At 68.6% G+C, this 25,763-nt stretch carries 27 protein-coding genes; 7 read left to right on the top strand and 20 right to left on the bottom strand.

The annotated features are described in order from the left end of the window. Positions 1 to 44: 44 nt before the first annotated feature. On the top strand, positions 45 to 1,418 hold the full coding sequence (locus EV649_RS22945; RefSeq protein WP_130385616.1) for an MFS transporter: 1,374 nt from the start codon (positions 45 to 47) through the stop codon (positions 1,416 to 1,418). Here EV649_RS22945 and EV649_RS22940 read toward each other — a convergent pair. The 4 genes from EV649_RS22940 to EV649_RS22925 all read right to left on the bottom strand — a co-directional run bounded on the left by EV649_RS22940 (position 1,415) and on the right by EV649_RS22925 (position 5,788). Beyond that, positions 1,415 to 2,821 carry a polysaccharide lyase 6 family protein gene (locus EV649_RS22940; protein ID WP_130385615.1) on the bottom strand — a complete coding sequence of 469 codons (1,407 nt, stop codon included), beginning with the start codon at positions 2,819 to 2,821 and terminating at the stop codon, positions 1,415 to 1,417. The genes EV649_RS22945 and EV649_RS22940 overlap by 4 nt on opposite strands. Before the next feature lie 10 nt (positions 2,822 to 2,831). Next, positions 2,832 to 3,683, bottom strand: coding sequence for an AraC family transcriptional regulator (locus EV649_RS22935; protein ID WP_130385614.1), 852 nt, complete (start codon positions 3,681 to 3,683; stop codon positions 2,832 to 2,834). Further along, positions 3,680 to 5,098, bottom strand: coding sequence for a polysaccharide lyase 6 family protein (locus EV649_RS22930; RefSeq protein WP_130385613.1), 1,419 nt, complete (start codon positions 5,096 to 5,098; stop codon positions 3,680 to 3,682). The genes EV649_RS22935 and EV649_RS22930 overlap by 4 nt, the downstream gene beginning before the upstream one ends. A gap of 111 nt (positions 5,099 to 5,209) precedes the next feature. After that, a complete protein-coding gene (locus EV649_RS22925) occupies positions 5,210 to 5,788 on the bottom strand; it encodes a TetR/AcrR family transcriptional regulator (RefSeq protein WP_130385612.1) in 579 nt (192 codons plus the stop codon). A gap of 49 nt (positions 5,789 to 5,837) precedes the next feature. Here EV649_RS22925 and EV649_RS22920 point away from each other — a divergent pair, with 49 nt between their 5' ends. After that, positions 5,838 to 6,641 carry a class I SAM-dependent methyltransferase gene (locus tag EV649_RS22920; protein WP_198682635.1) on the top strand — a complete coding sequence of 268 codons (804 nt, stop codon included), beginning with the start codon at positions 5,838 to 5,840 and terminating at the stop codon, positions 6,639 to 6,641. Between the two features lie 12 nt (positions 6,642 to 6,653). Continuing rightward, a complete protein-coding gene (locus EV649_RS22915) occupies positions 6,654 to 7,073 on the top strand; it encodes a VOC family protein (protein WP_130385611.1) in 420 nt (139 codons plus the stop codon). Between the two features lie 132 nt (positions 7,074 to 7,205). On the opposite strand, the gene EV649_RS22910 is transcribed toward EV649_RS22915, so the two are convergent. The 4 genes from EV649_RS22910 to EV649_RS22895 are packed head-to-tail and all read right to left on the bottom strand — an operon-like array spanning position 7,206 to position 11,036. Further along, on the bottom strand, positions 7,206 to 7,745 hold the full coding sequence (locus EV649_RS22910; RefSeq protein ID WP_130385610.1) for a hypothetical protein: 540 nt from the start codon (positions 7,743 to 7,745) through the stop codon (positions 7,206 to 7,208). Positions 7,746 to 7,757: 12 nt separating this feature from the next. Next, a complete protein-coding gene (locus tag EV649_RS22905; protein WP_130385609.1) occupies positions 7,758 to 8,987 on the bottom strand; it encodes an ABC transporter permease in 1,230 nt (409 codons plus the stop codon). Continuing rightward, positions 8,987 to 9,679, bottom strand: a complete 693-nt coding sequence (locus tag EV649_RS22900) for an ABC transporter ATP-binding protein (protein ID WP_130385608.1) — start codon at positions 9,677 to 9,679, stop codon at positions 8,987 to 8,989. Before EV649_RS22900 ends, EV649_RS22905 begins: the two co-directional genes overlap by 1 nt. Further along, positions 9,669 to 11,036 carry an HlyD family efflux transporter periplasmic adaptor subunit gene (locus EV649_RS22895; RefSeq protein ID WP_130385607.1) on the bottom strand — a complete coding sequence of 456 codons (1,368 nt, stop codon included), beginning with the start codon at positions 11,034 to 11,036 and terminating at the stop codon, positions 9,669 to 9,671. Before EV649_RS22895 ends, EV649_RS22900 begins: the two co-directional genes overlap by 11 nt. A gap of 256 nt (positions 11,037 to 11,292) precedes the next feature. Here EV649_RS22895 and EV649_RS22890 point away from each other — a divergent pair, with 256 nt between their 5' ends. The 3 genes from EV649_RS22890 (at position 11,293) to EV649_RS22880 (ending at position 13,505) form a co-directional block, all read left to right on the top strand. Further along, positions 11,293 to 11,664, top strand: a complete 372-nt coding sequence (locus EV649_RS22890; protein ID WP_130385606.1) for an RNA polymerase-binding protein RbpA — start codon at positions 11,293 to 11,295, stop codon at positions 11,662 to 11,664. A 91-nt stretch (positions 11,665 to 11,755) separates the two neighbouring features. After that, positions 11,756 to 12,328: a TetR-like C-terminal domain-containing protein gene (locus EV649_RS22885; RefSeq protein WP_130385605.1), complete on the top strand. Its 573-nt coding sequence runs from the start codon at positions 11,756 to 11,758 to the stop codon at positions 12,326 to 12,328. A gap of 1 nt (position 12,329) precedes the next feature. After that, complete coding sequence (locus EV649_RS22880) at positions 12,330 to 13,505, top strand: SGNH/GDSL hydrolase family protein (protein ID WP_130385604.1); 1,176 nt, start codon at positions 12,330 to 12,332, stop codon at positions 13,503 to 13,505. On the opposite strand, the gene EV649_RS22875 is transcribed toward EV649_RS22880, so the two are convergent. From EV649_RS22875 to EV649_RS22855, 5 genes are all read right to left on the bottom strand, one after another. Next, a complete protein-coding gene (locus tag EV649_RS22875) occupies positions 13,499 to 13,840 on the bottom strand; it encodes a hypothetical protein (RefSeq protein WP_130385603.1) in 342 nt (113 codons plus the stop codon). The genes EV649_RS22880 and EV649_RS22875 overlap by 7 nt on opposite strands. Further along, complete coding sequence (locus EV649_RS22870; protein WP_130385602.1) at positions 13,827 to 14,129, bottom strand: hypothetical protein; 303 nt, start codon at positions 14,127 to 14,129, stop codon at positions 13,827 to 13,829. The genes EV649_RS22875 and EV649_RS22870 overlap by 14 nt, the downstream gene beginning before the upstream one ends. A gap of 2 nt (positions 14,130 to 14,131) precedes the next feature. Next, positions 14,132 to 15,361, bottom strand: coding sequence for a divalent metal cation transporter (locus EV649_RS22865; RefSeq protein ID WP_130385601.1), 1,230 nt, complete (start codon positions 15,359 to 15,361; stop codon positions 14,132 to 14,134). Then, positions 15,358 to 15,771: a hypothetical protein gene (locus EV649_RS22860; RefSeq protein ID WP_130385600.1), complete on the bottom strand. Its 414-nt coding sequence runs from the start codon at positions 15,769 to 15,771 to the stop codon at positions 15,358 to 15,360. Before EV649_RS22860 ends, EV649_RS22865 begins: the two co-directional genes overlap by 4 nt. A gap of 77 nt (positions 15,772 to 15,848) precedes the next feature. Then, positions 15,849 to 16,742, bottom strand: coding sequence for an MBL fold metallo-hydrolase (locus EV649_RS22855; protein ID WP_130385599.1), 894 nt, complete (start codon positions 16,740 to 16,742; stop codon positions 15,849 to 15,851). A gap of 82 nt (positions 16,743 to 16,824) precedes the next feature. On the opposite strand from EV649_RS22855, the gene EV649_RS22850 reads away from it, so the two are divergent. Beyond that, positions 16,825 to 17,673, top strand: a complete 849-nt coding sequence (locus EV649_RS22850; protein WP_130385598.1) for a LysR substrate-binding domain-containing protein — start codon at positions 16,825 to 16,827, stop codon at positions 17,671 to 17,673. A 3-nt stretch (positions 17,674 to 17,676) separates the two neighbouring features. On the opposite strand, the gene EV649_RS22845 is transcribed toward EV649_RS22850, so the two are convergent. The 7 genes from EV649_RS22845 to EV649_RS22815 all read right to left on the bottom strand — a co-directional run bounded on the left by EV649_RS22845 (position 17,677) and on the right by EV649_RS22815 (position 25,706). Further along, positions 17,677 to 18,171 carry an FxsA family protein gene (locus EV649_RS22845; protein ID WP_130385597.1) on the bottom strand — a complete coding sequence of 165 codons (495 nt, stop codon included), beginning with the start codon at positions 18,169 to 18,171 and terminating at the stop codon, positions 17,677 to 17,679. A 73-nt stretch (positions 18,172 to 18,244) separates the two neighbouring features. Beyond that, positions 18,245 to 19,810, bottom strand: a complete 1,566-nt coding sequence (gene lnt / locus EV649_RS22840; RefSeq protein ID WP_130385596.1) for an apolipoprotein N-acyltransferase — start codon at positions 19,808 to 19,810, stop codon at positions 18,245 to 18,247. A 565-nt stretch (positions 19,811 to 20,375) separates the two neighbouring features. Further along, positions 20,376 to 20,765, bottom strand: coding sequence for a hotdog domain-containing protein (locus EV649_RS22835; protein ID WP_130385595.1), 390 nt, complete (start codon positions 20,763 to 20,765; stop codon positions 20,376 to 20,378). Between the two features lie 2 nt (positions 20,766 to 20,767). Next, entirely contained in the window at positions 20,768 to 21,520 is a 753-nt protein-coding gene (locus tag EV649_RS22830; protein ID WP_130385594.1) for an OAM dimerization domain-containing protein, read from the bottom strand. Then, positions 21,517 to 23,076: a lysine 5,6-aminomutase subunit alpha gene (locus tag EV649_RS22825; protein WP_130385593.1), complete on the bottom strand. Its 1,560-nt coding sequence runs from the start codon at positions 23,074 to 23,076 to the stop codon at positions 21,517 to 21,519. The genes EV649_RS22830 and EV649_RS22825 overlap by 4 nt, the downstream gene beginning before the upstream one ends. Beyond that, positions 23,073 to 24,659, bottom strand: a complete 1,587-nt coding sequence (locus tag EV649_RS22820) for an amidohydrolase (protein WP_130385592.1) — start codon at positions 24,657 to 24,659, stop codon at positions 23,073 to 23,075. Before EV649_RS22820 ends, EV649_RS22825 begins: the two co-directional genes overlap by 4 nt. A 3-nt stretch (positions 24,660 to 24,662) precedes the next feature. Further along, on the bottom strand, positions 24,663 to 25,706 hold the full coding sequence (locus EV649_RS22815) for an L-erythro-3,5-diaminohexanoate dehydrogenase (RefSeq protein WP_130385591.1): 1,044 nt from the start codon (positions 25,704 to 25,706) through the stop codon (positions 24,663 to 24,665). Positions 25,707 to 25,763: the final 57 nt, after the last annotated feature.

The following is a 25,763-nucleotide window of genomic DNA, read 5'->3' as shown; positions in this document are numbered from 1 at the left end:
GCCGGTACGTCACGACGTACCCCGGACCTGACACACTTCCGCGCATGGGATTCCTCTCCGCCCCGCCGGCGGTCGACAAGCGCGAGTACTGGGGATTCAGTCTCTACGACTGGGCCAACTCGGGCTACGTCACCACCACGGGCACCGTCCTGTTCGCGCCGTACCTGACGTCGGTTGCGGAGAGGGCCGCCTGCGGGTTCGTCGGGACGACCGATAAGCCGTGCCACACGAACCTGGACGTGCTCGGACTCGGGATCTCCCCCGGCTCGCTCGCGTTCTACGTCGTGACGGTCGCGACCCTGGTGTCGGCGCTGTTCCTGCCGGTGGTCGGCGCGATCGCGGACCGGATGTCGCACAAGAAGCTGCTGATGTGCGGGTTCGCCTGGGCCGGTGCCCTCGCGGCGTGCTGCATGGTGTTCGTGGACGGCGGGCGCTGGCAACTCGGTGCGCTGCTGCTGTTCGTGGGGAACCTGTGTCTCGGCTCGTCCCTGGTCGTGTACGACTCGATCCTCATCGACATCGCTCCACCGGATCAGCGCGACGCCGTCTCGTCCCGCGCCTGGGCATTCGGGTACGCCGGTGGCTTCCTGCTGCTCCTGGTCAATCTGGCGGTCGTCACCGCCCACGACGCGCTCGGGCTGAGTCAGAGCACGGCCGTACGCCTCAGCCTGCTCAGTGCGGGGCTCTGGTGGGGAATCTTCACGTTCTTCCCGTTCCTCCGGCTGCGCAACCGGCCGCCGACGAACGTCGTGCAGGTGCGCAGCGGCAGTCTCGTGCGGCAGAGCTTCGGTCAGCTGGGCGCCACGCTCAAGCACCTGCGCAGCTACAAGATGACGATGCTGTTCCTGATCGCGTACCTGTTCTTCAACGACGGGATCCAGACAGTCATCTCGGTGTCGTCGACGTACGGCGAGAAGCAGCTCGGGTTCGAGACGCAGGTGCTGATCGCAACGATCCTGCTGGTCCAGTTCGTCGCGTTCTTCGGGGCGCTGGCGTTCGGCCGGTTCGCCCAGCGGTACGGCGCCCATCGCACCATCTCCGGCGGCCTGGTGATCTGGATCCTGATCGTGATCGCCGGGTTCCTGCTGCCGGAGCGCCAGATCGTTCCGTTCCTGGCGATGGGGATGGCGATCGGGATCGTGCTCGGCGGGACGCAGGCGTTGTCCCGATCGGCCTTCAGCCAGCTGATCCCGAAGGGCCGCGAGGCGGAGTACTTCTCGCTCTATCAGGCGGGTGAACGCGGGACGTCGTGGCTGGGCACGCTGGTGTTCGGTCTCGTCCACCAGCTCACCGGCTCGTACCGTCCCGCGATCGTCGCCCTCGGCCTCTTCTTCGTCGTCGGTCTCGCGCTGCTGGTCCGCGTTGACATGCGCCGAGGCATCGACGAAGCCGGCAACAGCCAGCCGACCGTGGTTTAGGCCGCGCCGGGGCCGACGTCTGCGGAGGTGAGCGGGCGTCGGACCGGTGCCGCGGTCGAGTACTCGTCGGCGCCGACGTCGTACGGCGCCGTACGAGCATGCCCGTCAACGTCATCGCTTACCTGACCCGAGTGATCGACGGCCGCTGCGTTCACGGCAGCACTACCCGAGCCGAGCCGGTAGACGCCATCGGTGCCCGCAGTCAGCTTCGGATCAGCCCGCGTGACGCCCGCCGACGGAATGTTGCCGTTGGTCGCCTGCCCCCACACGATGTTCCCCGCCCAGGTCAGGCCGTCGAGGTATGGCATGTCGACCAACTCGCCGCTGTCGCCGGCCATCAGGTTGTCGGCCACCACACAGTCGAGCGGAGGGACCGTGCGCTGACTCTCACCGACAAGGGCCTGTCCGTTGTTCCGGAGCGTGTTCAGCGCGATGGTCACGCGGTCAGGGGCGTCGTTGCCGGTCCGGGAGCTGGACGGTTCGCCGTCGTAGTGGTCCCGCTCCGTACCGCTGCCGAGCACCACGCCGGCGCCCGCGATCCCGCTGACGTAGTTGTTCACGATCAGATGGTCGTTGCCGTAGATCCGGATCCCGTTCTCGCCGGACAGCAGATAGTTGCTCTCGACCCGGTTGTCGTTGCCGTGCCGCAGGACGAGCCCGCCGAGGGACGAGCGGATCGTGTTGTACCGGATCGTGTTGCCCGACGACTTCACCGAGATCGCCTCGGGATCGCCGTTGCACCGCTCGAACAGGTTGTACTCGACCGTCGCGTCGGCCGTGCTGAGCGCCCGGCTGCTCACTCCGAGCCGGATCGGCTCCCCGCCGTTCGCCCCGCTGAACGTGTGGTCGCGGAAGTAGTTCCGCAGGATGTGCGTGCGCTGCGCCATCGCCTCCGAGCCGGCGCCGTCGATCACCAGGTACACGCCGACGGTGGACTTGTCGTGGAAGACGTTGCGGTCGATCTTCGCGTCGTCGCCGCGGACGACGACCCAGTGGCCGGTCGACGCCGCGAGTTGGAGGTCGTTGCGGGTCAGCCGGATCCGCGGGCAGTCCGCCGGGATCTCCAGCGTCGTACTCTGCCGAAACGCGAACCCGCTGATCGTGATGTCCGACGACCCCGAGAACACGAAGCTCTGCGCGCCGGTCAGCGTCACACCGCCGCGGCTCTGGGCCACGATCGTGATGGGCCCCTGCCGGTTGCTGATGGTGATCGGTGACCCCGACGGCACGGCGTACGAACCGTTCGCAATCGTGATCGTGGTGCCGGCGGTGGCGCTGTTGATTGCCTGCTGCAACTCGGCCAGCGAGGTCACCGCGGCAGTCTCCTTGGCGAGCGCTGCTCGCGCGCTCACCAAGGAAATTGCGACGGCGCCACTGCCGGCCAGGAACGTACGACGGTCCATGACGAGGCTCCTAGTTGTGTGGGCGGTACAACTTTCGGTACTCGCTCGGGGTCACCGAACTCACCTGGCGGAACACCTTCGAGAAGTAGGACTGATCCATCCCGACGGCGGCCGCGATCTCCTCCATCGGGCGCGCGGTCGCCGTCAGCTCGCGTTGGGCCCATTCGATCCGGGCCCGCTTGATGTACTGCTTCGGCGACAACCCGAACTCCGTGCGGAAGTGCCGCATGAAGCTCGGCAGGTCATAGCCGAACACCGCCGCGAGCTCCTCGACACTCGGCAGCGTGGAGAGGTTGTCCTGTATGTACTGCACGATCCCGGACTCGCTCGTCTGCCGCTCCGACAACCGCACCGAGCCGGGCGGCGCACTGTCCAGGTAGTGCGCGAACAGCGCGGTCAGCGCCGAACGCAGCCGCAGCGGCGTCGCAAGACCGGGCGGGTCCCGGTCGGCGGCACCGACCTGCTCGAACAGAGCGGCGGCCTCCTCGGGCGCCTTGCTCGGGACGATGTACGGCAGTGTCAGCATCTCGCCGATGTCGCGGTCGCCGATCAGCGCCGAGAAGTGCAGCCAGTGCTTGCGGAACACGTTGTCGCTGATCGTCTCGTACGACACAGGCACGTCGGCCGGCAGGTAGACGAGTTCACCGGGCCGCGGGTAAAGCTCCTGGTCTCGTACGACGAGGCGCCCCTCTCCCTCCAGGATCAGGTACAGGCGGGAGAACGGATCCGGCATCAGGGCCCGGGACCACTCGCGGTGCACCTTCGTGATCCGGGCCGCGACGACCAGATCCAGCCGCAGCCGGTCGAGATACGTCCGGATGATCTCCTGCTCCCCCACCGCGTTCTTCTGGGCCGTCTTCATCGCGCGTGCGGCCCGACGTCGGTAGAGGTCAAGGGACGGTACGTCGGCCAGCGGGCCGAGTACTCGTCCGCGCCGACATCCGCCGTGCGACCGGTCCGGTGGTCCCCGTCCAAGTCGGCGGCGACCTCAGGGTACGACTGGGACGCCGCGTTGATCGCCGGGCTGCCCGCCGTGAGCCGACGTACCCCGTCGGGACCTGGTGCGAGCCGCGGGTCGACGCGGGTGAAGCCGGCGGCGGGCGCGTTGCCGTCCGTTCCCTGTCCCCAGTGGATGTTGCCTGACCAGGTGATGCCGTCCTGGAACGGCATGTTCACCAACTGCCCGTTGTCCGTCACCAACAGATTGTCTGTCACCGCACACTCGAGCGGCGGCAGGGTCCGGTGGCTCTCGCCGCTGACAGCGAACTCGCAGTCGAGCACGGTGTTCAGCGCGATCCGCACCCGGTCCGGCGCATCGTTACCGCGCCGGGAGTCTGCCGGCTCGCCGGGGTAATGATCGCGGACGTTGCCGCTGCCCAGTACGACGCCGGTGCCGCTGATCCGCTCCACGTAGTTGTTCACGATCAGGTGGTCGTTGCCGTAGATCCGGATCCCGTTCTCCCCCGACAGCAGATAGTTGCCTTCGACCCGGGTCGCGTTGCCGTGCCGCAGCACGATGCCACCCAGGCTGTCGCGGATCGTGTTGTGCCGGATGGTGTTGCCCGACGACTTCACCGAGATCGCCTCGGGGTCGCCGTTCGCACGCTCGAACAGGTTGAACTCGACGACCGCACCGGCCGTCGACAGCGCCCGCGGGCTGAGCCCGAGCCGGATCGGCTCGCCGCCGTTGTCGCCGGGGAACGTGTGGTCGCGGAAGTAGTTGCGGGTGATGTGCACCCCGCGCGCCATCCCGTCCGTCCCGGCGCCCTCGACGCCGAGGTAGATGCCGAGCGTGGACTTGCCGTGGAACTCGTTGCGATCGATCGTCGAGTAGTCCGCGCGCACCATCACCCAGTGCAGACCCTCGATGTCTGCCAGCTGGAAGTCGTTGCGGGTCAGCCGGATCCGTCGGCAGTCCGGCGGTACGTCGAGCGTCGTACGTTGCCGGAACGCGAAGCCGCTGATCGTGACGTCCGAGGAGCCGCTCAGCACGAAACTCTGCTCACCGGTCAGTACCACGCCCCCGACCGACTCCGCCCGTACGACGATCGGTTCGTCACGGGTGCCGCGCTTGCCGGTGATCGTGATCGGAGCCGATACCTCATAGGTGCCGTCGGCAACGGTAATGACACTGCCCGGCGTCGCGCGGACGATCGCGGCCTGGAGCTCGTCCAGCGAGCCCACCAGCCGGCCCTGCGAGCTGGCCGTCGCCGGCAGTGCGGGCAATGCGGTCAGTCCCACGACACCTGTTGCTGCGAGGAAGGTACGACGATGCATGTCTCCAACTTCCGACCAATTTGTACTTTTTACACCTCATTTCGTCGGAAGATAGCGCTTTCCAAGCGAACCCGTCAATGACTCATCGGATCTCTCGCGCCGCGGATCCGTTCAGGCGGGTACGACGGAACCGACGAACTCACGCACCGCAGCGACCGTCGGGCGGGTGCCGGTGCGGTCGGCGAACATCATGTGGCTCGAGCCGATCAGTGTCAGGCCGAGGACGTCGATGTTGGCGTCCGAGCGGATGCGGCCGTAGGTCTGCTCTGCGGCGAGGTAGTCCCGGATGGCCTGGCCGGCTTCGCTGAGGATCGGTACGCCGGTGGGCACAGCCTCCCGCAGCCGTGCGCGCAGACCGTCTCGGGAGATTGTCAGGCTGACGATCGCGACGGCGACCGAGCCGAACAGGTCGGTCAGCATCGTGGTGAGGTTGTCGACGACACTCCCCTGCCCTGCGGCCTTCAGCAGCGCTTCGGCCTGGTCGTCGAGGCGGCGGATCCGGTCGAGGACGAGCTCGGCGAGGAAGCCGTCGAAGTCCGTGAAGTGCTTGTGCAGCAAGCCTTTCGCGCACCCAGCCTCGGTAGTCACCGCGCGACTCGTGAGCGCCTCCGGCCCGTCCCGCAGCAACACCCGCTCAGCCGCGTCGAACAGCTGCTCCCGGGCGTCCCGCATAGCCACACCGGTAGGCATTCACACCGTCCCTTGACGCAAGTGGGCGACCGCCCACTATCGTGGGCACATGCCCACTCTAGCGCCGGACCCCGATCCGAAGCAGCCCGCCGACCCGCATCGGCACCGCGAGATGGCCGAGTCCTTCGGCGCCGACGCGGCGCTCTACGACCAGGCCCGGCCGTCCTACCCGACCGCTCTCATCGACGCACTCGTTGCCGCGGCACCCGGTCGCGACTTCCTCGACGTCGGGTGCGGGACCGGCATCTTGTCCCGCCAACTCCAGGCGGCGGAATGCCGAGTGCTCGGCGTCGACGTCGACGGCCGAATGGCGGCGTACGCACGCTCCACCGGCGTAGAAGCCGAAGTCTCCCCCTTCGAAACCTGGGATCCAGCTGGCCGCACCTTCGACGCGCTAGTCGCCGGGATGACGTGGCACTGGATCGACCCAGCCGTCGGCGCCACGAAGGCCGCCGAGGTACTCCGCCCCGGCGGGACATTCGCCGTCTTCTGGTACGTCCTCCAACCGCCACCCGCCCTCGGCGCAGCCTTCGCCGACGTCCAACGCGACGTACTGCCTCAGAACCCAGCCGCCGCCTCCCCTCTCGGCGCCTACGAGCAGTTCCTAGACCGAACCGCCGACAACCTCCCCGCCGCCTTCACCAACGTCTCCCGCGCGACCTTCCCCTGGTCCCGCACCTACACCCGCGACGAGTGGCTAGACCAGCTCCGCACCAGCGGCATAGCCAAACCCCTCTCCACCGCCGGCAAACTCGACGCCGTGCTCGAAGGCACCGCCACCGCAATCGACGCCGCCGGCGGCAGCTTCACTCTCGACTCCGTCGCCGTAGCCCTCACCGCCACCCGGACCTGACACGATGACGCGGTGAATCCGCCCGCCCTCGTGCCCGAGCTCCTCGTGAAGTCCGTTGCCGCCAGCACGCATTTCTGGTGCGAGCTGTGTGGTTTCGAGGTGCTGTACGACCGGCCGGAAGAGGGCTTCGCGTACCTCACGTCCGGCGACGCGCACATCATGCTCGAGCAGATCGGCGTCGGCCGGAACTGGATCACCGGGCGACTGCGCCCGCCGCTGGGTCGCGGCGTCAACTTCCAGATCGCCGTCCCCTCGATCGCGCCGATCGTCGAGTCGCTGCGCGCCGCCGGATGGGCCTTGTTCATGCAGCCCGAGACGAAGTGGTACCGAACTGGTGACGGCGAGGCAGGTGTCGAGCAGTTCCTGGTGACGGACCCCGACGGCTACCTGCTCCGCTTCCAGTCGTCCCTCGGACACCGCCCCTCGAACTGACGTGCGCCCGGCCGGGGCGCTGGCCGGACGCACGGATCGAGGCGGACCGCCAGGCCATCACAATTCGCCACCAGACCACGGCGGCACGCTTGGCGGCGCAGTGGACGTGCAATTGTGATGGCCTGGGGATCCTCAGCGGGAGGAGGGGGTTGCGGTCGGGTTGCGGAAGCTGCCGAAGGCGCCCTGGCGGACCGTGTTCGCGGTGATCGTGCCGTTGGCGCTCTGGCCGCTGACGACGACCTGCTCGCCCGCCTTCAGGTCCGCCGCGGTGCCCTTCGAGGTGATCTCGTACGTCGTGTCGCCGGTGAGCTTCACCGTGACATTGCCGGACTGGGTCTTCACGACCAACTCGGAACTGGTCGAAGAGACGACCGTGCCGACCCCGCCACCGCCCTGCGCACCGCCGGGACCCTGGCCGGGCGCGTTCTGGCCGTACTGGCCGCGGAACCCGCCGTACCCGCGACCGCCGGCCTGCGGCTGGTTCGACGAGCTGTCCGAGGCGAACGCCGCGTGCAGCCCGGCGCCGCCGCCGAGGCCGATGGCGAGCACCACGATCCCGGTCAGGATCGCCGTGGCCAGCGGCAGGTTGAGGGTCTTCTTCGGCTTCAGCGCCGCATCGACTTCCTCGTCGGACCCGATCTGGGCGAACTCATCGGGCGTCTGGTTACTCATCTGAAGTGCCTCTCACTCGTGACGTAGTGCATCGATGGGACGGAGGCCGGCGGCTCGGTGCGCCGGCATGCTGCCGAAGAACAGGCCGACCGCCGCGGACACGCCGAGTGCGAGTCCGATCGACGACGGCACCAGCACCGGCTGCACACCGGCCAACTGGAAGCGGGTGACGATCAGCGCGGCCCCGACCCCGACCGCGCCGCCGATCAGGCTGAGCAGCGTCGCCTCGATCAGGAACTGGCCGAGGATCGTCCGACGCCGGGCGCCGAGCGCCTTGCGGATCCCGATCTCCCGGGTCCGCTCGGTGACCGTGACCAGCATGATGTTGGTGACCCCGATCCCGCCCACGACCAGGCTGATCGCGGCCACGGTCGCGAGAAGGGCGGTGAACGTCGCCGCGGTGTCCTGGCTGGTCTGCAGGATCTGCGCCGAGTTCGTGATCCGGAACGGCGAGGTCTCCTCGGCGGGCACCTGATGCCGAGCGGTCAGCAACTCCGTGACCTCGGCCTGCGCGGTGTCGACACGATCCTGGCCGGCCGCTTGTACGACGATCTGGTTCAGGGCGCCGTACCCGGCCTGGGTCGCCCGGAGCGTGCTGATCGGCACGATCGCGGTCGCGTTCGGGTCGTTGAAGCCGGTGCTGTCCTTGCTCGCCAGTACGCCGAGGACGGTGAAGTCGACGGCGCCGAGCTTGATCGTCTGACCGACCGCGCTTGCGGGCCGCGTGAACAGCTCGGTCGCGGCCGTCTGCCCGAGCAGGATCACCCGCTGGGAGGTGTCCACGTCGGCCTGCGTGAACGAGCTGCCGATCTGCACCGGCGTGTTGGTGGCCGGCATGTACATCGGTGTGGTGCCGATCACCTGGTTGACCGTGTAGCTGGTGTCGCCGTTGGTCGCCGTACCGGAGCTGGTCATCACCGGCGCGACCGACGAGATGTCCGGGGCCAGGTTCTTGTCGGCGAGCGCGGTGGCGTCGTCGAGCGTGAGGCTGTACTGCTGGTTGGCCGGGCCGGCCTGACCGCGGAGGAACCCGCCGCCACCGCCCGTCGTGGAGACCGTGAGCAGGTTGGTGCCCATCGCCTCCAGGCGGTCCTGCACCGCCTTCCCCGAGCCGTTGCCGACTGCAACCAGCACGATCACGGCGCCGACCCCGATCGAGACGCCGAGGACGGTGAGGAGCGATCTCAGCTTGTTCGCCGTGAGGCCGCGGAGCGCGGCGCCCATCAGGTCGCGTGGGGACATCAGCGGGTCACCTCGTCGGAGACGATCCGGCCGTCGGAGACCTGCACGAGCCGCCGGGCGCGGGCCGCGACGTCGTGCTCGTGGGTGATCACGATGATCGTGCGGCCGTCGGCGTGCAGGTCGTCGAACATGCCGAGCACCTCGGCGGTCGAATGCGCGTCGAGGTTGCCGGTCGGCTCGTCGGCGAGCAGGATCCGCGGACCCGTCGCCAGCGCCCGGGCGATCGCGACCCGCTGCTGCTGACCGCCGGACAGCTCGTTCGGCCGGTGCCCGGTGCGGTCGGCGAGACCGACGAGTTCGAGCGCCCGGTTGGCCCGCTTGCGGCGTTCGCCCCGGCGCAGGTGGGCGTAGGTGAGGGGTAGTTCGACGTTCGCGAGCGCGGTGGTGCGCGGGATCAGGTTGAACGACTGGAAGATGAACCCGATCTTCCGGCCGCGGACGAGCGCCTGCTGATCCTCGCTCAGCCGGGCCACGTCGCTCCCGTCGAGCCAGTACTCCCCGCGGGACGGTACGTCGAGGCAGCCGAGGATGTTCATCAACGTCGACTTGCCGGACCCGGACGAGCCCATCACCGCGACGTACTCGCCGGCCTCGACGCGCAGCGACACACCCTGGAGAGCGTGCACCGCGGTCTCGCCCTGGCCGTACGTCTTGGTGACCTCCCGGATGTCGATCAGGGACTCAGCGGCCACGGAAGCCTCCGGCGCCTGTTCCCTGACCGACGCCCGCGCCCGGGAACTGGCCACCGCCCGGCTGCTGCCCCTGCCGGCCCTGGCCGTTCTGGGTACCGGTGCCGCCGATCGCGCCCTGCAGCAGCTCGATCTGGTCGCCTTCGTTCAGGCCCGACGTGATCTGCGTGTAGCTGTCACCCCGGACGCCGACCTGCACCTCCCGCGTCCCGCTGCCGTCGGCCATCGTGACCGTGTACGTCGTACCGCTCGTCGCGATCGCCATGCTCGGGACGTAGAGCGCGTTGGCCGCCTTCGCGGTCTGGACCGTGACGTTCGCGGTCTGGCCCATCCGGGCGTTGGCCGGGAGCTTGGCGAGGCTGAAGGTGGCCGAGTACGAGACCACGCCGTTGGTGGTGGTCGGGGTCGGTGACACGGTCGCCAGCGATGCGGTGAGCGTCGTACCGGGCTCGGCGTTCAGGGTCACCGTCGCGGCCTGGCCGGCCTTGATCTTGATCGCATCGGCCTCGGCGAACGCGGCCACCACCTGGAGCGCCTTCAGGTCGGCGATGTCCACGAAACCGGTGCCGGACGTGGTCGACGTACCGGAGCTCGAGGCTGAACCTTGACCTGAGGTCGAGCCTTGCCCGCTGCTGCCTGAACTCGAACCCGAGCTGGAGTTGGATCCGCCGGCCACTGAGCCAACTGCACCGTTGACCGCCGTGATCGTGCCGGCGATCGGCGCCTTCAGCGTGGTCGCGTCGACCGCGGCCTCGGCCGCGTCGACGTTCTGGTCGGACTGTTCCTTGTCCGCCTTCGCCTTCGCCAGGCTCGCCTCGGCGTTGCTGACGGCAACCTCCGGGCTCTGAGTCTGACCTTGACCTTGAGACTGCTGGGTCTGCTGTTGCTGGCCGTTGCTCGGGGTGGGGGTCGGCGAGGGTGAGGCGGACGCTTCCTCGGCCGCCTCGAGGGCGTCCTGTGCGTCGCTGAGTGTCCCCTCGGCCGCGGTGACCGAGTTCGCGGACGCGATCTGGTTCTGCTGGGCGATCCGCAACTGCCGCTCGGCGGCTGCCGGGTCGACCTTCGCGATCGCGGCGCCCTTCGCCACCACCTGACCGACCTTCACGAGCACCTGCGTCACCGTGCCGGACGTCTCGAACTGCGGGGACGCGGTCTGGGAGCTCTGCAGGGTGCCGCTCGAGCTGACGCTCGCGGTCACCTCGCCACGCTGCACGGCCACCGACGGCCGGGTCGCGCCGGCGGCCGGCGGATCCTTCTTGAAGAACAGGAAGTAGGCGGTGACGCCGATGGCGAGGACGATGGCCACCAGGGCCACGTTCACGAAACTGAGGCCACGGAGCTTGTGGCGGGGTAGCACCATGGACGCTGAGGCTAGGGACACTTACTGAGGAGGAGATCCTCGCTTCCTGGCAACAGGCTGTGAACCAGGTATCGATTTGGTGCGTCGTACATCGGGCGGTCCGCGACACTCGGTGACACTGCGGGATCTGTGAACAGTCGATGACAGCAGGTCACGGCGCTGGTGTCAGGTGCGTACATATGGCTCGGGCATGCCAAAATGGGAATGATCCGGGCCGGCCGACCGTTGGCACGGATGACGATCTCGGAGGTTTGACATGTCTAATCGCGTACTGCGTGGTTCGGGGCTGGGTGGGGTCAGCTTCGAGGATGACCGCGGTGTGGAGTTCGCGCCGCGCCAGATGATCACGTACGACTGCCCCCGCGGCCATGTGGTCGAGGTCACGATGGCGCACGACGCCGAGGTGCCCGCGATCTGGGAGTGCCCGCACTGCGGCAGCGAGGCCGCCCGTTCGACCGGTGAGAAGCCGGAGCCGAAGCAGGAGAAGCCGGCCCGTACGCACTGGGACATGCTGCGCGAGCGCCGCAGCATCTCGGAGCTGGAGGAGCTGCTGGCCGAGCGGGTCGATCTGCTGCGCAAGGGCGAGATCGGCCCGGCGCACCTGCACCGGACCAAGCGCACCGCCTGATCCACTGAGAAGCCCTCACCGCAACGGCGCGGTGAGGGCTTTTTCTTTGATCCAGTTTGCCTAAAGGCTTTAGGCAAATACATAATGAGCTATGGCAAGAGCGGGGTTGAGCGGCGCGCGGCTGGCGCAGGCCGGTGCGGAGCTGGCCGACGAGGTCGGCTTCGAACAGGTCACCGTGTCGGCGCTGGCCCGGCACTTCAGCGTCCAGGTCGCGAGCCTGTACTCACACGTCCGCAACTCCGACGACCTGAAGGCCCGCATCGCCACGGTCGCCCTCACCGAGCTGGCCGACCAGGCTGCCGCGGCCCTCGCCGGGCGCGCCGGCCGCGACGCCCTGCACGCCCTCGCCGACGTCTACCGCGACTACGCCCGAACCCACCCGGGCCGCTACACCGCCACCCGCCACACCGCCGCTGCCTCAGTTCTGGGCGAGCAGTACGTCGATGCCGGGCGTCGGCACTCCGAGCTCGTCCGCGCAGTCCTCCGTGGGTACGACCTCGGAGAACCCGCCCAGACCGACGCCGTACGCCTCCTCGGCAGCACGATCCACGGCTACATCACCCTCGAGCTCGCTGGTTCCTTCTCCCACAGCGAGCCCAGCGCCAGCGACAGCTGGCCACGCATCATCGACGCCCTCGACACCCTCCTCCGCAGCTGGAGCTGACATGATCACCACCCCTATCACCGGCGACCTGCTCCGCGGTGCGCTCGAACTGGAGCAGACCGACCGCGGCCTCCTCCCACACCGCCTGCCGGCCTGGGCGCGAACGCAGTACGACGACGGCCAGATGTCGATGGTCGAGTCCCAACCCTCCGGCGTACGCCTCGTCTTCCGTACGTCGGCCACCGTCGTCGAGCTCGACACGGTGCCGTCCAAGCGGGATTACGTCGGCGCTCCCCCGCGACCGGACGGCGTGTACGACGTACTCGTCGACGGCGAGCTGGTGACGCAGCTCACCGCGCCCGGCGGCGACGTCATCACCATCGACCTGATGACGGGCGCTACCGAGACCCGGCCCGGGCAGCCCGAGACGCTGCGAGTCGCCGGGCTGGCCGCCGTACCGAAGACCGTCGAGATCTGGCTGCCGCACAACGAGACGACTCAACTCGTTGCCCTGCGCACCGATGCTCCGGTCGAGCCGGTACCAGCCGCGCGCCGGGTCTGGCTGCACCACGGCAGCTCCATCAGCCACGGGTCCAACGCGACCCACCCCACCGGCACCTGGCCGGCCCTCGCCGCCGCTCAGGGCGGTGTCGAACTCGTCAACCTTGGCTTCGGTGGCAGCGCGTACCTGCAACCGTTCATCGCCCGCACCATCCGCGACACGCCCGCGGACCTGATCAGCCTCAAACTCGGCATCAACATCGTCAACAGCGACGGGCTCAGCCTCCGCAGCTTCACCCCGGCCGTCCACGGCTTCCTCGACACCATTCGCGACGGCCACCCCTACACGCCGCTGCTGGTCGTCTCCCCCATCCTCTGCCCGATCCACGAGAACACCCCCGGACCGACCAACTGGGACCTGTCCGCCCTGGCCGCCGGCGAACTCCGTTTCACCGCCACGGGCAACCCCGACGAGATCCCGGCCGGCAAACTCACCCTGTCGGTCATCCGCGCCGAACTCGCCCGCATCCTCACCCAACGCGCCCTGACCGACCCGAACCTCCACCACCTGGACGGCCGCGAGCTGTACGGCGAGACGGACAACCTCGCCCATCCGCTCCCCGACGACCTCCATCCGGACGGCCCCACCCACCAACTCATCGCAGACCGGTTCAGCCAGTACGCCTTCGGCCCGAAAGGCGCCTTCGTAGGTGCCGCCGGGCAAACGGCTCAGTAGCGCGCGAGGTCTTCCAGACGACGCAGGTGGGCGCGTCTGGGAGCGATCGTGACGGCGTCGTCGGTGATCTCCTCGATGTCGTCCCAGGGCAGGTACCAGACCTCGCCGAGCCGCGCGTGGATCAGCCGACGTAGCAGCTCGGGGCCGACGTGGCGCTCGTAGCCGAAGAGCCGCGTGGCCCGGTTCTCCACCACGATCAGGCCGTCGACCCGCAACGCGCGCTGCATCGAGACCAGCATCGGGCCGTCCTGGACCAGGCGAACGTCCGCGACCCCGCCGATGACGTCGCCGTCGGTGTCCAGGACGCGGCGACCGAGCAGGTCATTCAGGCGCATGGCGGGCTCCTGGGATCTTGGCGATGACGTGGTTCTCGACCCAGTCGTCGTAGTAGTCGAGATCGAGATCCTCGACCGAGACCGTCACGGCCGTAGTGATGTCGACGATCCGGCGGGCAGTGATCCGCTCCCGACCGGTGATCAGCGCGGTCACCACCGGCGGATCGGCGTCCAGGTCGAGTTCGACGTCGTCGACCTTCCCGGCCAGGTGACCGTCGGCCTGGTCGATCAACTGCCGGTCCAGGAGATGCAGCTGTGCGTGCAGCACTCGCCCCGATTCGCCGGGCATGCTCACTGCCCTCCTTTCGTGATGATCATCAGCGGTATCGCCGCCGCCGAGGCAACGGTGAGCAGCGCCAGGTAGACCAGCCCGAACGCGTTGCGCACCGGACCGTTCTTCTCCTCGCCGACATAGTCGGGGTCGTTGGCAACGATCAGGATCGGCAGGTACGTGAGCGGCAGCGCCATCGCGGCGAACACCACGGAGTACTCCGTCACCTGCACCGGATCGACGGCCGTCAGCAGCGTCAGCATCGCCAGTACGAGGCACACGATGATCACCACGTGGAACCGCGATGCCTCCCGCGGCCGGACGAACTTTCCCCACTGCCAGCCGCGGTACTGCGCGATCGTGTAGCCGCACGACAGTGCCGTCTCCAGGGCCGCGCCGAAGGTCGCCGCGAACACCCCGATCAGGACGATCGCCAGCCCGAGTTTGCCGAGGGCAACCGCCACCGGAAGCGTCACCTGACCCAAGGTCTCGACCTTGATGCCCGCCGGCAGGAACAGGACCGCGGCACCGCCCATGATCGCGAGCGAAAGCAACCCGCCGAGCGGAAACCCGACGAACACGTTGGACCGTGCCGTCACCAGATCGCTCCGCGTCCACTTCTCCTCGACCCCTCCGGACGAGAAGAAGAACACCTCGTACGGCGTCATCGCCGCACCGAACAGCGCGATCCCGTAGTACGCGTAGGTCGCCCAGTTCTCGTGACCGATCGGATGCGGCCGCGTCGCCTGGTGCAGCAACTGGCCCCAATCAGGTCCCAGCGTGAACAACGCGACCGCGAACACCACCAGCAGCAGGCCGAGCAGCCCGAAGACCTGCTCGAGCCGGGAGAACTTTACTCTCCAGATCACCAGCCACACTGCGAACGCGGCCAGGGGCATCCAGAGCAGATAGTGCACGCCACTCGCGAGCTCGAGTGCGAGTGCCACACCGCCGATCTCGGCGATCAGTGTCAGCAGCGTCACCAGGAACGACGCCACCAGGGTGAGCAGTCCGGTCCGGGGGCCGAGCCGCTCGCGGATCAGGTCGAACACCGGGCGTCCGGACATCGCCACGACTCGTCCGCACATCTCGGCGTACAGGCAGATCCCGATCACTCCGACGATCACGACCCAAGCCAGGTGCAGGCCGAACCGGGCACCCACCAGCGCGTTGGTGACGAGGTCTCCGATGTCCACGAAGCCACCGATCGCGGTCAGGATCCCGAGCGTGACGCCGAGCACCTTCTTCACTTCGCGAGCTCTCCGATCCGGCCCAGGTCGGCATCGGATCGTCGCAGGGCGGTGAGCTGCTGCTCGGCCGCCGCGAGATCGCCGTTGCCGAGTGCGATCCGGACTGCCGTCACCGCGGTCTGCGCGTCGTCCAGGGTCTTTGTGACCTGCTCGTAGAGCCGGGTCGAGGTGACCGTCGACGGTTGCTGCGACGAGAACGAGCTAGCCGCTTTCTCGACACCCTTCTGGGCGTCCTCGACCATCTGTCCGGCGGACTGCGACCACAGGCGGTGGGCCCGCAACTGCTCTACGGCAAGTCGTGTGGTGCTCACCTCGGACGCTGCATCCCGGGCCGACTGGGCGGCTGCTGACCGCAGCTTCTGGTCCGGGTCGGCGCAGCTGCTCAGAACCAGCACCAGCAGCAGTGCCACAGCGACTGCTCGACGCATTGCCACCGTCCCGGATCCGATAGTCGTACGACGGACCGGTACCCAGGCGCCATGCAGGCTCAGTGACGATGTTCTGCGCAGAGGCAGCCGACTCCGCGGTCGATCCATTCCGGTAGCCGCCAGTCGGGGTGGCGTTCGATCATGAGGGCCCGGATCTCGGCGGCGGTCGTCTCCTCAGACATGCCCGAGTCCCGCCGGCGCCAGGTCTCGTCGCGGAGTTCGGTGAGGTAGTCGCGTACCTGGGTCAGGAGTTGCGCGTCGCCGACCTCGCCGTGGCCGGGGACGACGATCCGATGGCGCTCCGCGGCGAGGCGGTCCATGACCTCGATCCAGCGGACGCCGGACACGTCGACGTCGTACGGCGGGAACCACGGGAAGATCGCGAACTGGTCCGCCTCGGCCAGATCGCCCGTGAACAGGACGCCGGCGTCGGGGACCGCGATGACCTGATCGCCCTTGCTGTGCGCGCGTCCGGTCGGTCGGAGCTGCACAGACCGGCCACCGAGGTCGAGCTCGTACGTACCGTCGTACGTCTCATCCGGGACGGGGATCCCGGCACCTTCCAGTTCACGGGCGACCGGCTCGCCGAGCTGCCGGAACATGCCCAGGTAGCCCTCGCCCTTGGTCGTCAGGTCGTCGGCCTGAGCGGTGTTCAAAAGGTACGTCGCCTCGTCGGCGAAGACCTGCGCACCGAAGGCGTGCTCGGGGTGGAAGTGTGTCGTCGTCAGGTAGAGCCGCCGGCCGTTGGCGTACGACGTGGCAAACCGCAGCACCTGCTCCGCGTTCCGCGGGCCGAGGCCGGTGTCGACGACGAGGACCGAATGGGTGCCGCCGATGAGGCCGATGTTGGGTACGAGGTCGACGTTCCGGTTCGGGATCACGACGAGGTCGCGGTCGAGTTCCTGGACGTCGGAGAGGTCGACGATCGGATCGGCGTACGGGTAGTCGGACATGCCTTCACCTCAGCACCGGACGTGGCGGCGCGTCCAAGACCAGTCCCGCATCGTCGATACCCAGCGGGTATCGTCGCAGGTGATGGAACTGCGGACCTTGCGGTACTTCGTGGCGGTCGCCGAAGAGCTCCACTTCGGGCGCGCTGCGGCGCGGCTGCACATGAGCCAGCCGCCACTCAGCCGGGCGATCCAGCAACTGGAGGACGACCTCGGCACGCCCCTGTTCCGCCGGTCCGCCGGCGGCGTCAGCCTGACCGCTGCCGGGACCTCGCTACTCAAGGAAGCCCGCGCGCTTCTGGAGCAGGCCGAGCAGGTTCGCGCTCGGGTCGCCGCCGCGGCCGGGACCGCGACGCTCACGGTCGGCATCCTCAGCGACAGCCGCGACCCGGACATCTCACGACTCGCCGCGGCCTATCGCCGACGGCATCCGAACGTCGACGTCCGGATCCGCGAGGCCGACCTCACCGACCCGACCTGCGGCCTCCGCGCAGGCCTCGTCGACGTCGCCCTGACCCGCGGCCCGTTCGACGAGACCGGTCTCCGGGTCCACGAACTGCGCTCTGATCCGGTAGGCGCCGTACTCCGCGCCGACGACCCACTGGCCGGCCGCGACGAACTGAAGCTCGCCGACCTCGCCGACCGACGGTGGTTCCAGTTTCCCGCCGGCACCGATCCGATCTGGCAGTCCTACTGGAACGGCGGCGAACCACGCCAGGGCTCGATCGTCCGAGCCGTCCAGGAGTGCCTCCAGTCGGTCCTCTGGAACGGCACCATAGGCCTCGCACCGCTCGCCAACCACAACCCCGGCGACGAGCTGGTGACCGTCCCGATCCAAGACCTCCCGCCCAGCCCCCTCGTCATCGCCTGGACCGAAACAACCCCGCTGACGCAGTCCTTCGTCCAGACCGCGAAGGCCAGCTACCGCACCTGACGGCTACTTCTTGTCCGGGTCGATGACCTCGCCTTGGATCACGTCGTCTGTTGGCCGTTGCGGGCCGGGTGCGCCAGCGCCGGGCGTGGGAGCGCCGGGGATGAAGGCGCCGAGGCCGGGCCCGCCTAGCTGGGTGGCGACGCGGCGGCCGAAGAAGGCGGTCATGGCGCGGCGGGCCAGCGGACGGGTGAAGGGAAGGACGAAGAAGAAGCCGAAGATGTCGGTGATGAAACCCGGGGTCAGCAGCAGCGTCCCGCCGACCAGGACCAAGGCGGCGTCAGCCAGCTCCCGGCCGGGCATCTTCCCGGTCTCGAACGAGCTCTGCAGCGCCCGCCACGCCCGTCGTCCCTCGCGCTTGATCAGCCACGCGCCGAGCGCACTCTCCACCAGCAGCAGCGCGACCGTCGGCCACCCGCCGATCACCTGACCGACCTGGATGATCACGAAGATCTCCACGATCGGAACTACCAGCAACGCAAGCGCTATGAACCACGGCATGTCCTACCCCTTCCTGCCTGAGACACCAGCGTACGGAACGAGTGGGCAGGACAAACCCTGAGTGAACCCTGACTCAGACCGGGACCTTCTCGCGGCTCGGTGTCGCGGCCGGTGGGTTCTGGGGGTCTTCGTCCACCCGCCGGCGGCGCGCGACCAGCGCGAGGACGAGACCGAGCACGCCGAGTCCGGTGAGAACCCACTCCGGCCAGCCGCCGAGCGTCATGGCGAGCGTCTGACGGTTCTGCACCGGGACAGTCGCGACGTACACGTCCTGCACGAACTGCGCCGACTTGTGCTCGACGCTGCCGTCCGGACGAATCACACCGGAGATCCCGCTCGTCGACGCGATCAGCACGGTGCGCCCGGTCTCGATCGCGCGCATCCGCGTGATCGCGAACTGCTGCTCGGGCTGACCCGTTCCGCCGTACGTCGCGTTGTTGGTCTGCACGATCAGCACCTGAGCACCGCCCTTGACCACGTCGTGGATGACGTTGTCGTACGCGAGCTCGAAGCAGATGACATCGCCGTACGTGACCCCGCGGATCGGCATCACGCCCGGCCCCACGCCCGGCACGGTCTGCGCGCCGATCATCTCGAGCCGCTTGATGTAGGGCAGCAACTGGTCGCGGAACGGGATATACTCACCGAACGGCACCGGGTGCCGCTTCGCGTACCGCTGCCCGGGACCGGTGGCGGGATCCCAGACGATGCCGGTGGTCTGTCGCTCGTTCTCCCCCGGCCCCTCGGTGACGGCGCCGACCAGGATCGGTACGCCGACCGCCTTCACCGCGGTCTCGATGTCGGCGCGGGTCTCCGCGTCCTTGTACGGGTCGATGTCGGTCGAGTTCTCCGGCCAGATCACCAGGTCCGGCTTCATCTCGGTGCCGGCCTCGACGCGCTTCTGCAGGTCGAGGGTCGCCTGGAGATGGTTGCGCGTCACGGTCCGGGCGCGGCCCAGGAACTCCAGCCCCTTGCCCGGTACGTTGCCCTGCACCATCGCGGCCCGCACGGTCTGCCCGTCGCCCTCGATCGACAGGTGGATCAGGGCACTCCCGAACACGATCGCCAGCCCCGCGACGAGTGCCACGGCCCGCAGGCGCAGCGCGGTACCCCGGCGCAGTACGGCGTACAGCAGGACGCCGACGAACGCGACGACGAAGCTCAGGCCCGGAATGCCGACGTACGCGGCGAGCTTGCCCAGGGAGTCGTCGGAGAACGCCCACGCGAGCCGGCCCCAAGGGAACCCGCCGAACGGCACCGACGCGGTCGCGAACTCGGTTGCCACCCACAGGCACGGGATCCACAACGCCCACAGCTTCAACTTCAGGACCTGCGTCGCGAACAACCCGAAGACGGCGTAGAACAGACCTTCGAGGATCGCCAGCGCGATCGCGGCGTCGCCGCCGATGATACTGAGCCAGGGCACGAGGACGGCGTAGTACGCGATCCCGAACCCGGCGCCGACCAGGAAGCCGGCCTTCATCGAGATCCCGTTCAGCGCGGCCAGGAACAGCGGTACGGCGATGATCGTGAGCCAGGGGTAGTCGTGCGGTTCGAACGCGAAGCCGAGCAGCACCCCGGCGATCACGGCCGCCGCCACCCGCGGCAGCAGCCGCCCCAGCGCCTTCAACCGGTCCACGCCGTACCCCTTGTCCTCACTTCACCGGCGGACGCCGGTCGCACGACCGTACAACGTCCGGGGCACCCGAATGTATCCGGTCAGTAGCCAGAAGGTGTCCGGAACGAGCGGCGGGGAACTACACGCCTGGGATTCCGGGGCCTTCGGAGTGAAGGGGCCGGGAAAAGAGGAAAGAGGCTCGGCGTGCCTTCGGACCAACCGTCGATGCGCTGGCTGCGCACTGTCCGGCTGTTGTCTACTGGCCGCCGAGCCTCTTCCACCTCTGCCCCGCGGGGGGCTCACCGCCGGCGATCTCAGCCCCCGTCGACTCAAGCCTGGCTTTGGCCTGGTCAGCGTCGCGGGATCATCCGGTGGCCGAACTTCGTGTGACCGTTGAACAAACGGGTTATGACGACTCCCAAAACGATGCTCGCTGGCGGCGACGGTGTCAACCTCTGCCCGGGCTCTTTGAGCCCGTTGTAACACGATCGCCTGCCCTACAAGGGAAAACGAGGATCCTTCAGCCGAGTCACGTTACAGAGCGATATCAGCACTCCACGTGATCGTTACCCAGGGCAACCAAACGTCACCCAACCGGTACGACGACCGTTCCCTTGGCCCGGGTGATCTCCAGCGGTTCGGCGAGTACCTCGGCCGCCGACCCGGATTGGTCCGGACGTCCGCGGCACACGACGTACGCGCTGAAGTCGAGGTCGCGGCTGCGGTTCCCGACCCGGCTGATCGTTGCCTTCACCTCGACCACGTCACCCGCGCGCAGCGGCTGCAGGAACTGCACGTCGGAGTACGACGCGAACAGGCCTTCGTCACCATCCGCCTGGATGCAGACCTCGGTCGCGACGTCACCGAACAGGGCGAGCACGTACGCGCCGTCGACCAGGTTGCCGGCGTAGTGCGCGTGGCTGTACGGAACGTACCGGCGATGCGTGACAGTCAGTCCAACGGTTGCCTTAGACACCTTTATGCAATCTTCCTGTAGGCGTGACGCCTGGTCACCAGCGCGTCGACGAGATAGCTGGCCACTTCCCCCGGCGTCGTGCCGCGGCCGAACACCCGGTCGACGCCGAGCTCGCCGGCCATCTGCTCGGTGAAACGGGGGCCGCCGGCAACAAGTACGGGGCGCGCGTCCTCGGCGTACGCCTCCCGGAACGCCGCGGACATCTCCTTGGTGTTGAGGACGTGCGCCTCGCGCTGCGTCACCACCTGCGACACCAGGATCGCGTCGGCTTTGTCGGCCTTGGCCCGCCGGACCAGTTCGGGTACGGCGACCTGCGCGCCGAGGTTCACGACCTTCACCTCGCGGTAGTACTCCAGGCCCTTCTCCCCCGCGAACCCCTTGATGTTGAGGATCGCATCGATACCGACCGTGTGCGCGTCGGTGCCGATACAGGCGCCGACCACGGTCAGCCGGCGGCGCAGGCCCTTGCGGATCGCGAGGTTGACCTCCTTCGGCGACAGCAGCGGGTAGTCGCGCTCGATCACCTCGACCTTCGACGTGTCCACCAGGTGGTTCACGGGGCCGTAGACGACGAAGAACGTGAAGTCCGGGCCGATCGGCTTCGAGTGCACGACCAGGGCGGGATCCATGCCCATCTTGTTGGCGAGCTGGACCGCCGCACCCTCGGCGCGCTTGTCGTGCGGGACCGGCAACGTGAACGACAGCTGCACCATCCCGTCGCCCGTGGTGTCGCCGTACGGCCGGATGATGCTCACTGGCCCTCCTCCAACAGCTCGATCGCCGGGTTGTAGTACGCCGACGACTTGCGCGCGACCCCGTCCAGACCACGACCGGCGTCCTGCGGGCGCTTCATCAGGCCGAAGGTCCCGTCGCCGATCGCGTTCAGCAGGCCGTCGTCGACGATCCGGTCCAGCAGCTCCACCGACTCGCCGAGGACCTGGCGGGCGCGGGACGCGATGAACCCGTTCGGCTCCGGCCGGAAGTCCTCGTGAAGGTTGCCCGCGGCACCCAACACGTAGCGGACGTTCTGCAGCGCCAGGTCGCGGTCCGAGATCCACGGCGTCACGACCGCCTCGGTCATCATGCCCACCAGCAGGATGCCCTGCCCGGTCATCGCACCGACCAGGTTGAAGAACCCGTCCAGCAGGTACCCGCGGAACACGTCACCGGTCATGTGCCGGGTCGGCGGCATCCACTTCAGCGGCGCGTTCGGGAACAGCTGCCGCGCCAGCATCGCGTGCGCGAGCTCGAGCCGGAACGAGTCCGGGATGTCCGGGTTGATCTCGAACGCATGCCCGAGCCCCAGCTGCCAGTCCTCGAGGCCGGCCTCCTTGGCGAAGTACTCGTTCAGCAGTTGCGACACCGTGACTGTGTGCGCGGCCTCGACCGCGTCCGCGGTGGTCAGGTAGTTGTCCTCGCCGGTGTTGATGATGATCCCGGCGCGGGCGTGGATCTGCCGGCTGAACCGCTGGTCGACGAACGTCCGGATCGGGTTGATGTCGCGGAAGAGGATCCCGTACATCGAGTCGTTCAGCATCATGTCGAGCCGCTCGAGCCCCGCCAGCGTCGCGATCTCCGGCATGCACAGACCGGACGCGTAGTTCGTCAGCCGCACGTAGCGGCCGAGCTCCTTCGACGACTCGTCCAGCGCGGCCCGCATCAGGCGGAAGTTCTCCTGCGTCGCGTACGTGCCCGCGAACCCCTCGCGGGTCGCGCCCTCCGGCACGTAGTCGAGCAGCGACTGACCCGTCGACCGGATCACCGCGATGATGTCGGCGCCTTCGCGGGCGGCTGCCTGCGCCTGCGGGATGTCCTCGTAGATGTCGCCGGTGGCAACGATCAGGTAGATCCACGGCCGCTGCTCCGGGTCGCCGTGCCGCTTGACCAGCCGGTCCCGCTCCCGCCGCCGCCCGTCGATCCGCTTCATCCCGGCCGTGGCGGCCTTGCGTGCGGCGGACCGAGCCCGTACGGCGTCGCGTCCTTCGGGCATCCGGAACGTGACGGAACCGGACGCGGCCTTCTGCGCTAGCACGGCTAGGTCCTCGGCCTCGCCGCGGAGCAGCGCGTCCCACACAGGCAGCGCGAGACCGTGCTCGAGACCGACGTCCGCACGCACGGTGTCCGCGAGCCGGTTCACCCACGGGATGCCTTCGGTGTCGGCGCCGGTCAGCCCGGTGAGCCGCAGGACCGCTCGCTCGACCGACACCGTGGTGTGCTGCCGGGCCAGGTTGACGATCGGCTTCCCGGCCTTGCGCGCGAGACTGCGCGCCTTCCGGACGGTGACCGCATCGAGGTCCAGCTTCTTCTTCATTGCGACCATCCCTCGGCTTCATAGACCACACGACCACCGACGACGGTTCGCAGGCAGGTAGGTGTTCCCTGGCTCAGATCCGGCAGCACCGGTACGCCGGCCCGCGGGTCCGTCGACCACGCGGCGACGCGCGTGTCCGGCGTCTGTACGACGAGGTCGGCATCGCTCTGCCAGATCGCGTACGTCGCGGCCGTGCTGGGCGCCAGCACACCGGCGTCATCGATCCCCGCAGCCCGCCAACCGCCCCGCGTGTGCGCCTGGAACGCTGCTCGTACCGTGATCCGCTCCGACTGCTCGTGGTGGAACGCGGCCGCACGCACGGCCTCCCAGCCACCGAGCTCCGTCACGGGCGCGTCCGAGCCGAACGCGAGGACGACGCCCGCGCGGGCCAGCGAACCGAACGGGTTCATCCCCCGCCAGCGGTCGCCGACGCGCTCGGCGTACATGCCGTCCGGACCGCCCCACAGGCCGTCGAACATCGGCTGCACACTCGCCACCACGCCGCAGCGCGCCAGCGTTGCGATTGTTGCCTCGTCCACCATTTCGACATGCTCGAGCCGGTGCCGCGCCGCGACGAGCGCCTGCACGCCGACCTTCTCGGCGGCGAGCTCGAATCCGCGCGCGATGTTGTCGAGCGCCTGGTCGCCGATGCAGTGGAATCCGGCCTGCACGTTCCGCTCGGTGCAGGCGATCACGTGTTCGGCGATCTGCTCCGCCGTCAGGTACGCGTGGCCGCGGTGGTCGGCGCGATCGGCGTACGGCTCACGAAGCGCCGCCGTACGCGAGCCGAGAGCGCCGTCCGCGTTCAGGTCGCCGGCAAGACCGGCGAGGCCGTAGGTGCCGAGGTGTTCGAAGGCGCCTGGCTCACCCCAGTACAGCGTCGCGGCCAGGCCGAGCTGCTCGGCCGCCTCGCGCACGATCGGCAGCTCCCACAGCGGCCCGATGTGCGGCGCGGCCATCTCGTGGAACGCACCGATTCCCTTGGCAGCCATGGCCTTCAGCGCGGCCTCGATGTCCTGCCGCCGCTGATCCGGACCGATCAGATCTCCGAGAGCATCCCGTACGGCGTGATTGGCGGAACGCTCGACCCGGCCGGTCTCGTCGTACCCCTCTTGGTCCCTCGCCACCGGGACGAGCGCCGACGAGATGACGCCAGAGTGTCCGTCGACGCGGGACAGGTACACGCGCCGGCCGCCGCCCGCGCGGTCGAGCTCCTCCGTTGTCGGCGGGCGGCCCTCCGGCCAGGCGGTCTCGTCCCAGCCGGCACTGTCGATGACCGCGTCCTCCGGCAGGTTCGCTGCGAACGCTGCGAGGCGATCGAGAGCGTCCGTCAGCGAGGTCGTGGCGGCGAGGTCAAGACCGGTCAGCATCGCACCGGCGCCTGCCGTGTGGACGTGGGCGTCGACGAAGGCCGGCGTCACGAGCTTTCCGTCGAGGTCGATCACCTCGTCCGCGCCGTCGGCGTACGAACTCGCACCGGTGTCGTCACCGAGCCAGGTCACCACCCCGTCGTCGAACGCGATCGCGGTCGCGTGGGGGTCGGCAGGCGAGTAGACGGAACCGTTCGTCAGAAGTGTGCGCACGGCCTAATCCTCCGCCAGCCTGCTCTCGAACAGACCACGGACACCCGGCTCGGTCCGCAACAGCTCCATCGCATAGTCCGCGTGCCCGGGCACGTACCCGTTGCCAACGAGCATCGTGACGTCCGCGGCGAGACCCTCCGCGCCGAGCGCGGCCGCGGAGAACGAGGTCGCCATCGAGAAGAAGATCACGGTGCCGCCCGCCGCAGTCGACAAGACGGCTCCGTGCTCACAGCCCGGTACGTCGACGCACACCACGGTGATGTCCGCGGGTCCCCCGGCTTCCTCGACCGCCTTCGCCAACGCCACCGGATCACGGGCATCGGCCAGCGTCACGACATCGGCCAGGCCGGCTGCGGTCAGGCGATCCTGCTCGTGTTCCACCGGCACAACACCGATCGTGCGAGCAGCTCCAGCGGCGCGGGCGGCGGCCAATGACAGGGAGCCGGATTTCCCTGCGCCGCCAATAACTGACACGACAGGCTTTATGCCTTTGTCGACATACGATCGCACCACGCGAGCGGTCAGCGCCGGGGCGCCGCAGACGTCCATCACGGCCAGCGACAGCTCCGGCTTGAGGTCGTCGGGCAGCTTCGCGACGATCGACCGCGCGAACAGGATCGCGTGCCCCTGCGCCGGAACCTGCTCGCTCTTGCCGTCCCAGTCGCGCAGTTCGTCGGTGATCTGCAGCGGGGTCAGTGTGAGCGAGACCAGCGTGGCCACTCGGTCGCCAGGCGCGAGACCGAGTGGCGAGTCCGGTCCGGCCTCGTCGACCACGCCGACGAGCATGCCGCCGGAGCCGGTGACCGGGTTCTGCATCTTGCCGCGGGTCTCGATGATGTCCAGGACCGCGCGGCGGATCGCCGTACCGTCACCGCCGTGTGCTTCGGCGAGCTGGCGGTACGACGCGGCGTCCAGGTTCAGCCGCTCGACCGCGATGCGGACCTCGTCGGGCCAGATCCCGGGACGTGCGTCGAGTTTCTCCGCCGCCTGCGGCAACACGCCGGACGGGGCGAGTACACGGTGCAGTCCTACCGGGCTCGATGACACGGATCCTCCTCTGTGCGGTCAGGCTGTGCAGTCGGGCAAAATACTACTCATAGCGTG

This window comes from Kribbella sp. VKM Ac-2569, from assembly GCF_004216905.1.
Lineage (GTDB): Bacteria > Actinomycetota > Actinomycetes > Propionibacteriales > Kribbellaceae > Kribbella.
This window is presented reverse-complemented; position numbering and strand designations above follow the sequence as displayed.

What these genes read in the sequence shown, in the direction of transcription:
- EV649_RS22945 (WP_130385616.1), top strand. Translation starts at nt 45, where the DNA reads ATGGGATTCCTCTCCGCCCCGCCGGCGGTCGACAAGCGCGAGTACTGG.
- EV649_RS22940 (WP_130385615.1), bottom strand. Translation starts at nt 2,821, where the DNA reads ATGGACCGTCGTACGTTCCTGGCCGGCAGTGGCGCCGTCGCAATTTCC.
- EV649_RS22935 (WP_130385614.1), bottom strand. Translation starts at nt 3,683, where the DNA reads ATGAAGACGGCCCAGAAGAACGCGGTGGGGGAGCAGGAGATCATCCGG.
- EV649_RS22930 (WP_130385613.1), bottom strand. Translation starts at nt 5,098, where the DNA reads ATGCATCGTCGTACCTTCCTCGCAGCAACAGGTGTCGTGGGACTGACC.
- EV649_RS22925 (WP_130385612.1), bottom strand. Translation starts at nt 5,788, where the DNA reads ATGCCTACCGGTGTGGCTATGCGGGACGCCCGGGAGCAGCTGTTCGAC.
- EV649_RS22920 (WP_198682635.1), top strand. Translation starts at nt 5,838, where the DNA reads ATGCCCACTCTAGCGCCGGACCCCGATCCGAAGCAGCCCGCCGACCCG.
- EV649_RS22910 (WP_130385610.1), bottom strand. Translation starts at nt 7,745, where the DNA reads ATGAGTAACCAGACGCCCGATGAGTTCGCCCAGATCGGGTCCGACGAG.
- EV649_RS22905 (WP_130385609.1), bottom strand. Translation starts at nt 8,987, where the DNA reads ATGTCCCCACGCGACCTGATGGGCGCCGCGCTCCGCGGCCTCACGGCG.
- EV649_RS22895 (WP_130385607.1), bottom strand. Translation starts at nt 11,036, where the DNA reads ATGGTGCTACCCCGCCACAAGCTCCGTGGCCTCAGTTTCGTGAACGTG.
- EV649_RS22890 (WP_130385606.1), top strand. Translation starts at nt 11,293, where the DNA reads ATGTCTAATCGCGTACTGCGTGGTTCGGGGCTGGGTGGGGTCAGCTTC.
- EV649_RS22885 (WP_130385605.1), top strand. Translation starts at nt 11,756, where the DNA reads ATGGCAAGAGCGGGGTTGAGCGGCGCGCGGCTGGCGCAGGCCGGTGCG.
- EV649_RS22880 (WP_130385604.1), top strand. Translation starts at nt 12,330, where the DNA reads ATGATCACCACCCCTATCACCGGCGACCTGCTCCGCGGTGCGCTCGAA.
- EV649_RS22875 (WP_130385603.1), bottom strand. Translation starts at nt 13,840, where the DNA reads ATGCGCCTGAATGACCTGCTCGGTCGCCGCGTCCTGGACACCGACGGC.
- EV649_RS22870 (WP_130385602.1), bottom strand. Translation starts at nt 14,129, where the DNA reads ATGCCCGGCGAATCGGGGCGAGTGCTGCACGCACAGCTGCATCTCCTG.
- EV649_RS22855 (WP_130385599.1), bottom strand. Translation starts at nt 16,742, where the DNA reads ATGTCCGACTACCCGTACGCCGATCCGATCGTCGACCTCTCCGACGTC.
- EV649_RS22850 (WP_130385598.1), top strand. Translation starts at nt 16,825, where the DNA reads ATGGAACTGCGGACCTTGCGGTACTTCGTGGCGGTCGCCGAAGAGCTC.
- EV649_RS22845 (WP_130385597.1), bottom strand. Translation starts at nt 18,171, where the DNA reads ATGCCGTGGTTCATAGCGCTTGCGTTGCTGGTAGTTCCGATCGTGGAG.
- EV649_RS22825 (WP_130385593.1), bottom strand. Translation starts at nt 23,076, where the DNA reads ATGAAGAAGAAGCTGGACCTCGATGCGGTCACCGTCCGGAAGGCGCGC.